This is a genomic window from Gallaecimonas pentaromativorans, assembly GCF_003751625.1.
GTDB classification, from domain to species: Bacteria; Pseudomonadota; Gammaproteobacteria; order Enterobacterales; family Gallaecimonadaceae; genus Gallaecimonas; species Gallaecimonas pentaromativorans.
Map to the genome: position 1 here is coordinate 367654 of NZ_RJUL01000001.1, position 14050 is coordinate 381703.

At 57.9% G+C, this 14050-nt stretch carries 13 protein-coding genes and 1 pseudogene; 6 read left to right on the forward strand and 8 right to left on the reverse strand.

Features of this window, described 5'->3' with window-relative positions:
* The first annotated feature begins 288 nt into the window (after positions 1-288).
* Entirely contained in the window at positions 289-555 is a 267-nt protein-coding gene (locus EDC28_RS01640) for a hypothetical protein (RefSeq protein WP_123420451.1), read from the forward strand.
* Between the two features lie 129 nt (positions 556-684).
* Here the strand turns inward: EDC28_RS01640 and EDC28_RS01645 are convergent.
* From EDC28_RS01645 to EDC28_RS01655, 3 genes and pseudogenes are all read right to left on the reverse strand, one after another.
* Positions 685-1977: pseudogene (locus EDC28_RS01645) on the reverse strand (2-hydroxycarboxylate transporter family protein); the annotation flags it as partial.
* A 294-nt stretch (positions 1978-2271) separates the two neighbouring features.
* Positions 2272-3363, reverse strand: a complete 1092-nt coding sequence (locus tag EDC28_RS01650; RefSeq protein ID WP_211355708.1) for an acyltransferase family protein — start codon at positions 3361-3363, stop codon at positions 2272-2274.
* A gap of 209 nt (positions 3364-3572) precedes the next feature.
* Positions 3573-4052: a hypothetical protein gene (locus EDC28_RS01655; protein WP_123420454.1), complete on the reverse strand. Its 480-nt coding sequence runs from the start codon at positions 4050-4052 to the stop codon at positions 3573-3575.
* A gap of 221 nt (positions 4053-4273) precedes the next feature.
* Between EDC28_RS01655 and EDC28_RS01660 the strand changes: the two genes are divergently transcribed.
* The gene (locus EDC28_RS01660; RefSeq protein WP_050657924.1) at positions 4274-4696 is read left to right on the forward strand and encodes a DUF3192 domain-containing protein; all 423 of its coding nucleotides are present in this window, start codon (positions 4274-4276) and stop codon (positions 4694-4696) included.
* Positions 4697-4873: 177 nt separating this feature from the next.
* On the forward strand, positions 4874-5374 hold the full coding sequence (locus EDC28_RS01665) for a lysozyme (protein WP_123420455.1): 501 nt from the start codon (positions 4874-4876) through the stop codon (positions 5372-5374).
* A 61-nt stretch (positions 5375-5435) separates the two neighbouring features.
* Here the strand turns inward: EDC28_RS01665 and EDC28_RS01670 are convergent, their stop codons facing one another.
* Positions 5436-7046, reverse strand: coding sequence for a methyl-accepting chemotaxis protein (locus EDC28_RS01670; protein ID WP_123420456.1), 1611 nt, complete (start codon positions 7044-7046; stop codon positions 5436-5438).
* A gap of 170 nt (positions 7047-7216) precedes the next feature.
* On the opposite strand from EDC28_RS01670, the gene EDC28_RS01675 reads away from it, so the two are divergent.
* Positions 7217-7705, forward strand: a complete 489-nt coding sequence (locus tag EDC28_RS01675) for a YgjP-like metallopeptidase domain-containing protein (protein WP_123420457.1) — start codon at positions 7217-7219, stop codon at positions 7703-7705.
* 23 nt (positions 7706-7728) lie between these two features.
* Here the strand turns inward: EDC28_RS01675 and EDC28_RS01680 are convergent, their stop codons facing one another.
* From EDC28_RS01680 to EDC28_RS01690, 3 genes are all read right to left on the reverse strand, one after another.
* On the reverse strand, positions 7729-8364 hold the full coding sequence (locus EDC28_RS01680; protein WP_123420458.1) for a DsbA family protein: 636 nt from the start codon (positions 8362-8364) through the stop codon (positions 7729-7731).
* 79 nt (positions 8365-8443) lie between these two features.
* Positions 8444-9775, reverse strand: a complete 1332-nt coding sequence (locus EDC28_RS20395) for a methyl-accepting chemotaxis protein (protein ID WP_123420459.1) — start codon at positions 9773-9775, stop codon at positions 8444-8446.
* Between the two features lie 163 nt (positions 9776-9938).
* Positions 9939-10847 carry a GGDEF domain-containing protein gene (locus EDC28_RS01690; protein WP_170163995.1) on the reverse strand — a complete coding sequence of 303 codons (909 nt, stop codon included), beginning with the start codon at positions 10845-10847 and terminating at the stop codon, positions 9939-9941.
* A gap of 140 nt (positions 10848-10987) precedes the next feature.
* Here EDC28_RS01690 and dbpA point away from each other — a divergent pair, with 140 nt between their 5' ends.
* Complete coding sequence (gene dbpA / locus EDC28_RS01695) at positions 10988-12373, forward strand: ATP-dependent RNA helicase DbpA (RefSeq protein ID WP_123420461.1); 1386 nt, start codon at positions 10988-10990, stop codon at positions 12371-12373.
* Positions 12374-12445: 72 nt separating this feature from the next.
* Entirely contained in the window at positions 12446-12631 is a 186-nt protein-coding gene (locus tag EDC28_RS01700) for a hypothetical protein (protein WP_050657932.1), read from the forward strand.
* Positions 12632-12671: 40 nt separating this feature from the next.
* On the opposite strand, the gene EDC28_RS01705 is transcribed toward EDC28_RS01700, so the two are convergent.
* On the reverse strand, positions 12672-14027 hold the full coding sequence (locus EDC28_RS01705) for a DEAD/DEAH box helicase (RefSeq protein WP_050657933.1): 1356 nt from the start codon (positions 14025-14027) through the stop codon (positions 12672-12674).
* Positions 14028-14050 lie beyond the last annotated feature (23 nt).

Genomic DNA, 14050 nt, shown 5'->3' on the forward strand with positions numbered 1-14050 from the left:
ATGGTCCACCAAGAATCAGACTTAAAAAATTGATATTTAAAGAAATAATTCGATAAAAATCTATTCAAGTATCTATTCACGAATCTCGTCACCCCCTACATTTGGCATGTCTATTCCTCTCAACTGCCTTGGAAGACGCCCTTGAGCGCATGGCATAGGGCGGCCAATCCACTCCCTAGCGACAGCTCACCAAAGCCCAGCTAATCAACTGCTTACAAAACGGCGCTACCGGTTAGCACTCGCTGCCGATAAGCTGGCGCTAAAACTGATTGTGAAGAGAAGCCAAGGATGAAGTGCCCTAAGTGCCAGGTTGAGGTGAAGCATTACTTTGCGGTGTTATCGGGCCCTGGCCGATTCCCCTGCCCCCACTGCGCCAGCACCGTGGCGCGGCGCGTCAATATGATTAAGGTACTGCTGATAGGCTTGCCGCTGTTGCTGGTCTATATCTTTTTGCTCAACCCACTGCTAAGCGCGGCGGGCATCGAGTTTCGCTACGCCACGCCTTTTATTGTGGCCTTTGCAAGCCTGGTCAGTGTTGAGCTAAAGCACTATTAGGTTCCTGGTAAGCAGCCAGTAAAGAGACCCGTCACCTCACAACACCGCCACCCTCGGTAAAGCGCGGCACGTTGCGGCCAGGGTGCTGAACAGGCAGCCGGTGAAAGCAGGCACGGGCCGCCACTTCTTTTAGCCCAGAAAATAATTCAGCAGCGCCAGCGCCACCGACACATTAATGGCGCCGCCAATGCGGGTGGCTATTTGCGCGAAGGGCATCAGCACCATGCGGTTGCCGGAACTTAAAATGGCCACATCACCAGTGCCGCCCTGGCCGCTTTGGCAGCACGAGACAATGGCCACGTCGATGGGGTACATGCCCATCTTGCGGCCTACCACAAAACCGGTGGCCACCAGCGACAGTACCGTCACCACAATGACCAGCAGGTTGGAGAGGGTGAAGGCCGCCATCAAGGATTGCCAAGGGGTAATGGCCACGCCGACGGCAAAGAGGATGGGGTAGGTGACGGCTTGTTGGAAGAAGCGATACACCATGCGCGAGCCTTCCAGCATTTTGGGCGACACCCCCTGGCACAGCTTGATAAGCACCGCGGCAAACAGCATGGCCACCGGCGCCGGCAGGCCAGTCCATTTCTGGGCCAGCATCCCTACCATATACAGCAAAATGGCCAGCAGCGCCCCGGCGGCGATGGTAGACACATCAAACACCGGGTTGCCCTGGTCGTTGAGGTTGGCTGCGGTGTCATGCCTATCGCCCGGCAGCAACCGGCCTTCGCCGGTCAGGTGCGGGTAGCGCTTGCCCAGTTGGTTCAGTACCCCGGCGGTGATAATGGCCACCAGGCTGCCCAGCATCACCATCGGCAGAATTTGGCCAAAGGCCACGCCCTGCTCCATGTGCAGCACTGTGGCATAACCGATGGAAAGCGGTATCGCCCCCTCCCCTACGCCGCCAGCCATGATGGGTAGCACGATAAAGAAAAAGGTGTGGAAAGGGTCCATGCCAAGGGCCAGCCCCGCCAGCATGCCCAGCGCCATGCCCACCACTTCGCCACAGGCCATGGGCACGAAGATCCGCAAAAAGCCTTGAATCAGCACGGTGCGATTCATGCTCATGATGCTGCCGACGATGATGCAGCAAATGTAGAGATACAGAATGTTGGTGGATTTGAAGTAGTGGGTAACCGAGCTCACCATGGCGTCGGGCAGCAACTGGTAAAAAACCAGCGCCGAGGGGATAAAAGTGGCGCAGATGGCCGCCGCCCCCAGTTTACCCAGCAGTGGCAGGCGCTTGCCGAACTCGCCGCAGGCAAAGCCGAAGAAGGCCAGTACCGCCGTCATTACCACCATGTTGCTGGGGAACTCGCCGTCCAGGCCATCGATGAGGATAAGCACCCCGGCCAGCACAAAGATGGGCAAGGGGATGATGCCGACTTTCCAGTTATCGAGAATATGCCACCACTTCTGGGCCCAGCCGTTGCCGGGCGCAGAAGCCTGCGTAGAACTGTTGGGAATGCTCACTGCGAAAGCTCCACTGCCGTAAAATTGACTATTTTTATAGGTTATCGGCAATCTAGAATTTAAATTCCCGGCCGACAATTCGACTAATAGCTAGTGGTATAAATCTATTTTTCGGCGATTAAAAGCCAATAAATTTAATGCACAAAATAAAGAAAATGCACTTAAATAAAATAAAAACATCCCATAAACAAAAGCCGCCACATTTAAAAACGTGGCGGCTTTTTTATATACCTGGTGACGTTAGCAGCCGATGATCATCCGGCTTTTATCGCCCAGCAGTGGTTTGAGCACGTTAATCAGCAGCACGGTACCGTAGAGTAGGAACAGAAACAGCAGCAGCGACAACCCAAGGCTGGCCAGCACGGTTTGGTGCTCGCCCAGGTAGCCGTGCTTGACCAGATAATAGTGGCCGTTGCCCCAGGCCAAGGCCAGCAGAGGGTGCAGGAAGAAAATGGCAAAACTGAGGTTGGCCAGCATGCAAAGGTGGTCCGATATTTTTTGCCAGGTCAGCCGCTCGCAAAGGCCGATAAGCACAATGCACAGCCCCATCTTCTGGATAAATTGCAGGTCTACCCCGCCGTATTTAAAGGGCGCCTTATGGTAATTACCCAGGTGTACCCAGACTTCGGATTGCAACCAGACGGTGGCCACCAACGCCAGCAGCGACAGCGCAAACAAGTAACGGTAATACTGGCGAAACCAGGGCAGGTATTGGGAATAAAGCATGCCCAGCAAATAAAAGGGGGTGAAATACACCAAGGACTGCAGCGGATCGACATTGCCCAGCGGCCGGTGCATAAAAATAGCGACCAGAGAAAACACCAGCAAGGTAGCGACCTGCGCCGATGTTTGCAGCCGAATGTAATGCATGTGCAGGGGCGAGCACAAAAAAGTGAGCATGATAAAGGGGATGTACCAGTGCGGGAAAAGCACATAGCCGTTTTTCACCTGCTCCCAGCCACGGCCTACAGCCACCTGCCAGGTGCTGCCGTCAATCAGCATTGACCCCGCCAGCCCCACCAGCAGCCCCACCAGAGACACGCATAAAAAGGGTAAAAAGACGTTTTGGGCCTTTTTCACCATGAAGTCTTTGTATTCAAAGCGCTTGTAAAAAATGCGGTGGAAAAAGAAGCCGGAAATAAACACAAAAACACCGGTGCCGCCGCGCACCAGGTTTTCCAACCACACCGGGAAACCGTGGTTGGAATTAACCACCGAGTGGCCCAGCAAAATCACCACAATGGCCAGACCCCGCAACAGATCGAACTCGATCAAACGGCCGCTTGGGGGTGCCGCCACTTTGGCAGCATTTTCAGAAGGAGGGGTGATCACAACAGCGCCATTCACAGTTGACACATCCAGGACCCACAGAAAAAAGAGGCTTAATACTACTCTTTAGCGCACTCGCCACCAGTGGTGCGCCAAGAATATTTTTAAATTTAGAGAGTCTTATCAGACGCACCGCCAAAAAACGCCGCGCCAGCCAGCCACCGTTAAGCAATACCTACAAAGATTTAACGATTTCAGCAGCTTGCAGCCTCTTATGGTGAAGGAGCAACTCCGTCCAGCAGCGCCTGATATTGCCCGCATACCCGGTTACGCTCCGCCACCTTGCTTTTGTCGGCCATGGCCTGGACCCGTAAGTCGCCACATTGGCGCTTCAGGGTTGCCACCTGGCCGGCGCCGTAATCGCTGATCTGCGCCACCACCGGCCGGTAACTGGCCGCCGCCTGGCAAAACATGTTTTTATGGCGCTGCTCTTCCACCTGCTGGCAGAGTTCGTCAAAAAGGGCTTTGGCGTTTTGGGTGCAGCGACTGTAATCGCTGGTGCGTTGCTGCTGGTCAAAACACACCGAACGGCTATCGACGCGCCAAAACAGGTGGTTAAAACGCACGGTTTCGCCCCGGTAGATTACGGCTTCACTGACCACGGTGCTGTTCATGCCGTTTTGTATATAGCGGGTCAGCCATTCGGCGGGCAATTGCAATACGGATGTTAATGCCAATAAGGCTAAAGTCATGGCGTTCCTCCTTGAACAATGAGCTGGGTCTGGCTAAACACCCAGGGAGCCACCCACAGCTTAAAATCATTTAATGGTTTAATTTCAAAGCTTTGCGCCACAAACAGGCAAGCAGGCCAGGCATTGTCAAATACCCGCTTACAAAGCTGCGGTTTACAGCCAGCAGCTGCTGATGTTTCATAACAGGCTCATTAATGAAGCGCAAATGTTAAGGGATGACCATGAAAAGCAAAATGCCTTGGGTGGTAGCCGCCATTGTGCTGGCTTACGCTGCCTACGTTGGCATGGTGCTGATCTTCTATCAGCCGTCGGTGGACAACATGAGCTGGGAAGACCGCCAGGCCTACAACCAGCGCAAATTAGCTGAGTTGCAGCTGGGCCTGAGTGCTGAGCATATCCACCAGTTGATGGGCAGCGCCGATTTCAGTGAAGCCAAGTTCAGCCAGGGCAAAGCCCTGACCATTCTGTTTTATCGCACCCACCAGACCAAATCCGATGGCATTACCACCAGGGATGAATGCACGCCGCTGCTGTTCAGCGACGACAAACTGATTGGCTGGGGCCAAGACACTTACCAGCAATACCTGACCGCCACCGTCGACCAACCCGCCGAGGCCGATGCCGGTCTAACCGCCAGCCACTAGCGGTTTTACTGAAAGAGCGGTTGGCCAGCGGCAGGTAACCGCCATGTGCTTCTCAAACAAACCTCCAAAACGGGCTATTAATTAGTCAACCAGGCCCCAGGACGGGGAAGGCCTTCCCCTTACCGAGCAATACCGCGCTGCGGTTTGCTAAGGGCCTGTCACAACGGAGGTGAATTGATGAACGCCTTATCCCTAAGCCCTCAAGGCCTTGACCTTCTCAAAAGCATCGAGACCCTGGCTCTCAAACCCTACGACGACCAAAGTGGTAACGTGATCCACCAATGGCTGCCTGGCGCCACCATCGGCTACGGGCATCTTATCAGCGAAGCGCAGTGGCCCCTTTACGCAGACGGCTTGAATGTGGCCGGCGCCGAGGCCCTTTTTAAAAGTGACCTGGCCCCCTTTGAACAAGCCGTAAACCGCCTGGTGACCCGCACCCTCACCCAGTACAAGTTCGATGCCTTGGTAATATTGATGTTTAACATCGGCATTGGCGCCTTTAGCAGCTCGTCGGTACTGAAATTGGTGAACGACCCCGCCACACCAACCCCTTATGCGGATTTAGAAGAAGCGTGGAAAGCCTGGGATAAATCCCAAGGCAAGTTCAACCAGGGCCTTGCCAACCGCCGCGCTGCCGAGTGGAACCTCTACAGCAAGGGCATTTACCAGCGCTGGTAAATGAGGCGAAAAGCCAGCGGCCCGGCACTGCGCCGGGCCACAGCTATTCAAACGAGAGGGGTTAGACGGAGAAGCGTTTGACCTGCCCTGCCAACTGGTTGGAATTACTCAGGGTTTGCTGCACCGACTGGCTGACCTTGCTGGAGATCTCTTTGATCCGCCCGGACATCTGCGCCAGTTCGCTGAGGTTTTCATTGATGGTCTCGGCTACCTTGCTTTGCTCTTCGACGGCGCTGGCGGTCTGGGCGCTAAGGTCATAGATGCGCTCCGAAGCCCCTTGCACCCGCTCCAGAGCCGCTTTGGCGGCTTCGGTATGCTCTACCGTCTCCCTGGCCATGGTGACATTGGCGGAAATGGCGCTGACCGCCTTGCCAACGCCGTTTTGCAGCTCGTTGATCATGGCCTGGATATCGGTGGTAGACGCCTGGGTGCGGCTGGCCAAGGTGCGCACTTCATCGGCCACCACAGCAAAACCCCGGCCCTGCTCGCCGGCCCGGGCCGCTTCAATGGCGGCATTGAGAGCCAAGAGATTGGTCTGCTCGGCAATGCCGACAATCACGTCCAGCACCGAGATAATGCGCTCGGAACTTGCCGACAGTGCATTGATCACCTCGGCGGCGTCGCTTATCTGCAGTGACAGTTCCTGCAGCTGGCTGGTGGAGTTGTCCAAAGACGCCATGCCGCTGCGGGTCATGCTGGCCAGTTGTTCCACTTCGGTTACGGTACTGGTGGCGTTTTGAGCCACTTCGCGGGTAGCGGCGCTCATCTGTTCGATGGCGGTAACGATAAGCTCCAAAGACTGGTTTTGCTTGTCGCTAAGGTCGGCGGATTGGTCGGCCCCTTTGCCGATATCGCCCATTTCGCTGCGGATACCGTCGCAACCGGCTTTAACCTGCATGATGAGCCCGGCCAGCTTGCCGACAAACTCGTCCACCTCGCGGCTCAGCTCACCGGTTTCGTCGCGGGCTTTGTTGTTGATACGCCGGCTAAGGTCGCCGTCCCCTGAGCTTATCTCCCGCACCCCACGGGTAACCTTGTTGATGGCCCTGGAAATGTTGCGCGGTGCCAGCCAGGCCAGGGAGATACTGCTCAGCAGCACCAGGCAAGCCAGTACCAGCACCACCTTTTTAAAGTTGTCGGCATAGGCGTTGCTTTGTGCCTTTTCATCGCTGGCAATGGCGGTTATCAGCTCTTCGGATTGGTCGTAAAGGCCGCGCAGGCGCGAAAAATGCTGGCTGTTGGCTCCGGCCAACAGCGCCGAGGCTTTTGCAGGGTCAGTGTCTTGCAGCGCCATCACCTCTTCGCTGCTTTGCTGCCAGGCACGGTAAAAGGCGTCAAAGTCTCCCAACAGCTGCTGCACCTCTGGCAGGCCGGCGGCCATCTGGCGAAAGCTGTCCATCCGCTCAAAAGCCTGGCGAGCATTGCTGCGGGCATCTTCGGCCAGGGCCGGGCTGGGAGATGGGTCATAGACCAGGTTGCTCAGTGCCAGACGCGACTGGTATAAATCCCGGTCCGCATTCTGGATAAGACTCACCCCAAGGCTGTAGCGCCCAACATTGTGCTGAAGGTAGGACACCAGCAGGTAGGTGCCCACAACCACAACCAAAAACACGGCACTCATTACCGAGAATGCCAGGGTGTACTTGCCTCTGATGGTGGTAAAAAGCCCCATGATGAAAGATCCTTTTTCCGTGATTGTATGGCAGGTGGTGCCGGTGGCAGGATAGGGGCCTTTTTCATGGGCCCTGATGGTTAAATAGACAATCCCATGTTTAATTCAAGGCGATATGCCAAATATGGCGCCCAAAGTGCGGATTTACGGCAGAGGAACGACAACAAGCCATGCTGAAATACCTGCAGGGGTATCCCGAATCTATTCAAGTTCAAGCCCAAGATCTCATCGATAACGACAAGCTCGGGCTCTACCTTGAGCGAAAATACCCCGAGCGCCACCAGGTGCAGAGCGACAAGGCCCTTTACCAACTGGCGCGGGAGCTAAAAGAGCAGTACATGCGTAACGCCCCGCCGCTGGCCTCGGCGCGCTTTGATGCCAAGCTAAGCCCGGTCAAACACACCCTGGGGCTGCACACCTACCAGGCCCAGGTGCAGGGCAGCAAGCTCAAAACCCGCAACAGCCTGACCATCGCCGCTCTGTTCAGAGAAGGGCCGCCACAGTTTTTAAGCATGATATTGGCCCACGAGTTGGCCCATTTTCAGGAAAAGGACCACAACAAGCGCTTCTACCAGCTGTGCTGCCATATCGAACCGGCTTATCACCAGTTGGAGCTGGACACCCGGCTGTGGTTAACCTGGCGCGACAGCCAAAAATAAAGCCCCGCATTGCGGGGCTTTTTTCAACCTTTCTTCAAAAGGTAATCAATCAGCTCGAAGTAGCGTTTGATCGCATCGCCCTCACCTTCCGCGGGCGCCAGCAACTTGTACTTACCGGCCACCACAACGGTAGGCACCGCAGTCAGGTTGATGCTTTGCTCTTCTTTGAGGGTGCGCTGCAGGTTGTTCATGGTTTCGAAGCTGGTCATGGCTTCGTTGAAACGCTTCTGGTCGATATTGTGGCTCTTCAAAAAGCCGTTGATATCGTTTTGGTCGGGCAGGCGCCGCTCTTTGGTCTCCAGGTTGTGGTAGAAGTCCATCAACGGGGCAAACAGCTTACCGTTACCGGTTTCATAGAGTGCGAAAAAGATATGGGCATCCAGCACCCAGCGCTTGGGGCCGATACCGGGCTTGCGCACGATCTCCACATTGGGATGGTCTTTCTCGTACTGGAGCATATAGGGGTTAAGGGCCTGACAGTGCGGGCAACCGAGCCACAGATACTCAATCAAAAACGGCTTATCGGTATCGGCGGTGATGGGGGTCTTCAGCACCTCATAATCGGTACCTTCCTTGAAGTCCCCCCCGGCAGCAAAGGCCTGGCTCATGGCGGTCAATACCAGCACCAAGCCGGCCATTAGCATCTGATGACGTTTCATAACAGCTTCCGATGACAAAAATCTTATGCTGCCCAATAGTGCCGGCAGATACCAGTTTTTGTTCGCCGGGGCTGCCAGGTCAGTCTTGGCGCCGCACCTGGCTGGCCAGCCGCTCCACCGCTTCTACCGCCCGCTGGGCGCCGCCGCGAATACCGAGGATCATGGCATCGGCCTGGCGGGCCAGCTCGGCGCCCTGGGTGGCGTTTTCCAGGCAACCTTCCATATCGACAATTGCGCCGTCGGTGCCGCGTTGAATTTGGGTGATCATCTGGGCAATTTGCGCCGTGGACTCGGAAGTGCGCTTGGCCAGCTTGCGCACTTCATCGGCCACCACCGCAAAGCCCCGGCCTTGCTCGCCGGCCCTGGCGGCCTCGATGGCGGCGTTGAGGGCTAAAAGGTTGGTCTGGGCGGCGATATCGCCGATGGTCTCGATGATGGAGGTTATCTGCCGAGACTGCTGGCCAAGCTCCCCCAAAGACTGGGACGATTGCCCAAGGCGGGCGGCGATGTGCTGCATCTGCGCGGCGGCCTCTTGGATGATGCCGGTGCCCTTTACCGCCATTTGCTCGGTTTCTACCGAGATATCAAAAGCCTGGGAGGCTTGTTCGGCTTCTTGCTGGTGGCGCCGTACCTGATTGGTGACATCGGAGGCAAACTTGACGACTCGGGTGACCTTACCTTTGTCGTCGACGATAGGGTTGTAGCTCGCTTCCAGCCACACCGCGTCGCCACGGGCGTTGCGCCGCTCAAACTGGCCGGAGATAAACTGGCCGCGCTTGAGTTTGTCCCAAAAGGCGCGGTATTCGGCGCTGCGGGCATAGCCCGGCTCGCAAAAGAGGCTGTGGTGCTGACCCTGAACCTGCTCCAGGCGATAGCCCATGGTGGCCAGGAAGTTGTCGTTGGCGTCGGTGACTCGCCCTTCGGTGTCAAAGGAAATAACCGCCATCGCCTTATGCAGGGCCGACAACTGGCTGCGGGCCACCTGGCCGCTACGAACCTTATCGGTGACATCAAAGGCCAGCTTGACGATGCGCTGCACCCGGCCGTTTTTATCCAGCAAGGGGTTATAGGAAGCTTCAAGCCACAAGCTTTCACCGGCCCGGTTGCGCCGCTCAAAGCGCCCGGCGGCAAACTCGCCCCGGGCCAGCTTGTCCCAAAATTGGCGGTATTCGGTGCTGGTGGCAAAGGCCGGCTGGCAGAACATGCGGTGGTGCTGGCCCTCTATTTCTTCCAGCCGGTAGCCCATCAGGTTCAGGAAGTTGTCGTTGGCCTGCAATACCCGCCCGTCAGGGGTAAAGCTGATCAGCGCCTGGGCGCGGCTCAGGGCGGTGATGATGGCCTCCTTGTCTGCCAGTGACCGCTCCATGGTCTCGACCTTTTCTTGCAGTAAACGTGAGCGACGGAGCAGCATGGCAGGGGCCCTCGAAGTTAAGGAGGCGGAATTGTAGAGAAAACAGGCGGGTTTACAGCTGGTTTTATTTTGTTCTGCGATCAACCTGGCATTTTGAAAACAGTCAATATTACATACGCCTTAAAGATGATTGAGCTCAATACGTCTGCCAGCGCAATAAGGATCATCGCCCTTGCCGCCACAGCGGCGGCTCCTCGCGTTGCGCCAGAGCCACCTGGTTGCGGCCGCCATGCTTGGCCATATACAGCGCTTTGTCGGTGCGGCTCAGCAGCCCGTCCAGCCCCTCACCGGGGAGCAAGGTAGCCGCGCCGATACTCACCGTCAGCTCAAGCTGGGGCGCCAACCGCTTGGCTACCGCCAGCCTCAGCGCCTCGGCATAATGCAGCAGCTCGTCCTCTGCCATGGCCGGCAGCAACACCGCAAACTCCTCGCCCCCCAGGCGTACCGGGTAACCGGGGGCGCTGCTTCTGCCGAGCAGTGCGCCAAGGTCACGCAGCACCGCATCGCCGGCGCTGTGGCCAAGGTTGTCGTTCACCGCCTTGAAATGGTCGAGATCCAGCATCAACAGCGATAGCCCCTCATCCTGCATCCGCTCAGCCTGCATCTGGAAGAAGCGGCGATTGCCGAGCTGGGTAAGGGGGTCAAAATGGGCCAATTGCTCCAGCTGCCCCTGCACCCGGACAAAATGCTCAAGCAACCGGAAAAAGCCCAGGGCGGTAATGGCCATGCCTACCACCCGCACCATGTCTTCGCCCCAGGTGGCCAGCCACAACGGCTGGCGGGTGATTTCGTCCATCACGTCCACACCGGCGCTCATCACCCACAGGCTAAAGCCCAGGGTCAGCAGCAAATAAATGGGTTTGGGCAGGTCCACCATCTGGGTAAAGACCAGGGTGACCAGGATGATAAGAAACACCAGCAGCTCGGCAATGCCGCTTGGCATCCACAATTGGCGAATGGGCAGATGGGCCAGCCACCACCAATGGGCCGCCGCCAGCAGCACCAGGCAGCAAAACAGCGAGGCCAGGTAGAGGCAGCGGCGCGGGGTCAGGGATTTTCGGGATAACAGCATTGCCAATTCCATAGCGGCAGATGCCTGCAAGCATTGTCCCGGCCGGGTTCTTATGCAAGTCGGGCGCTCTTTACTTTGCTATTGGCACAAAGCTGTATACTATCCGCGCGCCCCTTCGCCCCGCCAACCCAGGAACCGCCGTGAGCCATAACGATTTCTCCACCCTGCCTTTAAACGACGCCCTGGTGGCCAACCTGGTCGGCCTTGGCTACCAGTCCATGACCGCCATCCAGGCCCAGAGCCTGCCGCCCATTCTGGCCGGCAAGGACGTAATAGCCCAGGGCAAGACCGGCTCCGGCAAGACCGCCGCCTTTGGCCTCGGCCTTTTGCATCACCTGGACGTTAAGCAGTTTCGCATTCAAGCACTGGTGCTGTGCCCCACCCGCGAGCTGGCCGACCAAGTGGCCAGCGAGATCCGCAAACTGGCCCGCGCCATTCACAACATCAAGGTGCTGACCCTCTGCGGCGGCATGCCTTTTGGCCCGCAGGTCGGTTCCTTGGAGCACGGCGCCCATATTATTGTCGGCACCCCGGGCCGGGTGGACGACCATCTGCGCCGCGGCACCTTGCAGCTCAATCACCTGCGCACCCTGGTGCTGGACGAAGCCGACCGCATGCTGGACATGGGCTTTAGCGAGGTGATTGACGGCATCATCCAGCAGACCCCGGCCAGCCGCCAGACCCTGATGTTCAGCGCCACCTTCCCGGCCGAAATTGAAGCCATTGCCCGGCGGGTAATGCAAAACCCCGAGCGGGTGGAAGTTAAAGCCGGCCACACCCCGCTTAGCATCAGCCAGCAATTTTTCCTGGTGGCGGACGACACCCAGCGCCGCCAGGCGGTGCAGCTGCTTATTCAGCAATATCGCCCGGCCTCGGCGGTGGTGTTTTGCAACACCAAGCGCGAAACCCAGGACTTGGCCCAAGCCCTCAGTAGCCGCGGTTTTAGCGCCCTGGCCCTGCATGGCGACCTGGAACAAAAAGACCGCGACCAAGCCATGGTGCGCTTTGCCAATAAAAGCGCCACTGTGCTGGTAGCCACCGATGTGGCGGCCCGGGGCCTTGATGTGGAAGCGCTGGATCTGGTGATCAACTACCACCTGGCCTTCGAGCCTGAAGTGCACGTGCACCGGGTGGGCCGCACCGGCCGCGCCGGCAACCAGGGGGTGGCCTGTACCTTGTTCAGTGCCAAAGAGAGCCACCGGCTGATGGCCCTGGAAGAAAAGCTGGGCATCGAAGTGGCAGAATCGCCGCTGCCCGACGCCGAGCTGCTGCGCCAGCCGCCCTACAGCGCCGAGATGGTGACAGTGCAAATTGACGGCGGCAAACGCCAGAAACTGCGCCCCGGCGATATCGTTGGCGCCCTCACCCGCGACAAGGCCCTGGAGGGCGATCAGGTGGGCAAAATCCAGGTATTCGAAGACTGGGCCTTTGTGGCGGTGCCGCCGGCCAAGGCCCAGGTGGCGCTCAAGCAGCTTGGCCACAGCATCAAGGGCAAGCGCTTTCGGGCACGGCTTATTACCAGCTAAGGCTTTGTTAATACAAGGCCCCCATGCTGGGTTTCTGGCAGCCGTGCCAGACACCATTAACGGGTACGCCTTATGAATATCAACGCAACCAATAATGCCCAGGTTCAACAACTGGCCACGCAGCAAGCCCAAGCACAGGCGCCGGTGCAGCCACAGCAAAGCGCCGCGCCTGACAACGATGGCGACCAAGACGACGGCGTTATCACCAGCTCCCGCCCCCAGGGGCCGCTGGGTAACACCATCGATGTCGAAGCCTGATTGGCTTTAGCCACAAAAAAAGCGCCCTAAGGCGCTTTTTTTATTGGGGTTTCGGGCCGGAAGGCCGGCGCCGACGGCGCTTTTGCTGGCCTTCACCGGCCGGGCTTTGCTGACCCTGACGCTGGCCACGGTGCTGGCCCTGAGTCGGGGCGTCGCTCTTGGGCGAGCGCTGGCCGTCTTGATGGGCCTTGGGCTTTTTCGGCTTTTTGGGGCGCTGCGGCCGGGTATCGAGGCTGGTCTCGGGCAGCGGGTTTATCGGCTCGAATTGTGGCAACTTCTCGCGCGGCAGCACCTGCCCTATCAGCCGCTCAATGGCCTTGAGCTCTTTCGTCTCATCGCTGCACACCAGGGAAACCGCATGGCCGCTGGCCCCGGCCCGGCCGGTGCGGCCGATACGGTGCACGTAATCTTCGGCGACGTTGGGCAGGTCAAAGTTCACCACTTGGGGCAGTTGGTCGATGTCCAGACCCCGGGCGGCGATATCGGTAGCCACCAAGGCCCGCACGGCGCCAGCTTTAAAATCGGCCAGGGCTTTGGTACGGGCGCTCTGGCTCTTGTTGCCGTGGATGGCGGCAGCGGTGATCTGGGCGCTTTCCAATTGCTTGGCCAGGCGGTTGGCACCGTGCTTGGTGCGGGTAAACACCAGCACCTGCTGCCAGTTACCGTCTTTGATGAGCTTGCACAGCAACGAGGCTTTGCTGTTCTTGTCTACCGGATAAATGGCCTGCTCGACCCGCTCGGCGGTACTGTTGGGCGGGGTAACGGAGATCTCTACCGGGTTGTTCACCAACCCCTTGGCCAGGGCCCGGATCTCATCGGAGAAGGTGGCGGAGAACAGCAGGTTCTGACGTTTCGCCGGTAGCAAGGCCAGAATTTTTTTGATGTCGTGGATAAAGCCCATATCCAGCATGCGGTCGGCTTCGTCCAGCACCAGCACTTCAAGCTGCTTAAAGCGCACCGCGTTCTGCTGGTACAAATCCAACAGGCGGCCCGGAGTGGCCACCAGCACGTCGGCGCCGCGGCGCAGGCCCATCATCTGCGGGTTGATTTTAACGCCGCCAAATACTACCTGGCTGCGCAGCGGCAAGTTCTTACCGTAAGTTGCCACACTCTCGCCCACCTGGGCGGCCAGTTCCCGGGTGGGGGTCAGTACCAGGGCGCGTACCTGGTTGCCCTGCACCTTGTTGCCGCCAGCCAGCAGGTGCAGCAGCGGCAGGGTGAAACCGGCCGTCTTGCCGGTACCGGTTTGGGCCGCTGCCATCACGTCCTTGCCTTCAAGAACGGCAGGAATGGCCTGGGCCTGGATCGGGGAGGGGTGCTGATAGCCTTGCTCGGCTACCGCATCAAGAAGAGCCGGGTTCAATCCCAGATCAGCAAAAGTGAGGCTTTGGGTCATCAAACAGCCAGGACGATAAAAAG

Excerpts from the sequence above, each read along its gene's own strand:
- EDC28_RS01660 (WP_050657924.1), top strand. The coding sequence starts at position 4,274 with ATGAAAAGCAAAATGCCTTGGGTGGTAGCCGCCATTGTGCTGGCTTAC.
- EDC28_RS01675 (WP_123420457.1), top strand. The coding sequence starts at position 7,217 with ATGCTGAAATACCTGCAGGGGTATCCCGAATCTATTCAAGTTCAAGCC.
- EDC28_RS01640 (WP_123420451.1), top strand. The coding sequence starts at position 289 with ATGAAGTGCCCTAAGTGCCAGGTTGAGGTGAAGCATTACTTTGCGGTG.
- EDC28_RS01690 (WP_170163995.1), bottom strand. The coding sequence starts at position 10,847 with ATGCTGTTATCCCGAAAATCCCTGACCCCGCGCCGCTGCCTCTACCTG.
- EDC28_RS01670 (WP_123420456.1), bottom strand. The coding sequence starts at position 7,046 with ATGGGGCTTTTTACCACCATCAGAGGCAAGTACACCCTGGCATTCTCG.
- EDC28_RS01680 (WP_123420458.1), bottom strand. The coding sequence starts at position 8,364 with ATGAAACGTCATCAGATGCTAATGGCCGGCTTGGTGCTGGTATTGACC.
- EDC28_RS01700 (WP_050657932.1), top strand. The coding sequence starts at position 12,446 with ATGAATATCAACGCAACCAATAATGCCCAGGTTCAACAACTGGCCACG.
- EDC28_RS01665 (WP_123420455.1), top strand. The coding sequence starts at position 4,874 with ATGAACGCCTTATCCCTAAGCCCTCAAGGCCTTGACCTTCTCAAAAGC.
- EDC28_RS01705 (WP_050657933.1), bottom strand. The coding sequence starts at position 14,027 with ATGACCCAAAGCCTCACTTTTGCTGATCTGGGATTGAACCCGGCTCTT.
- EDC28_RS01655 (WP_123420454.1), bottom strand. The coding sequence starts at position 4,052 with ATGACTTTAGCCTTATTGGCATTAACATCCGTATTGCAATTGCCCGCC.
- EDC28_RS20395 (WP_123420459.1), bottom strand. The coding sequence starts at position 9,775 with ATGCTGCTCCGTCGCTCACGTTTACTGCAAGAAAAGGTCGAGACCATG.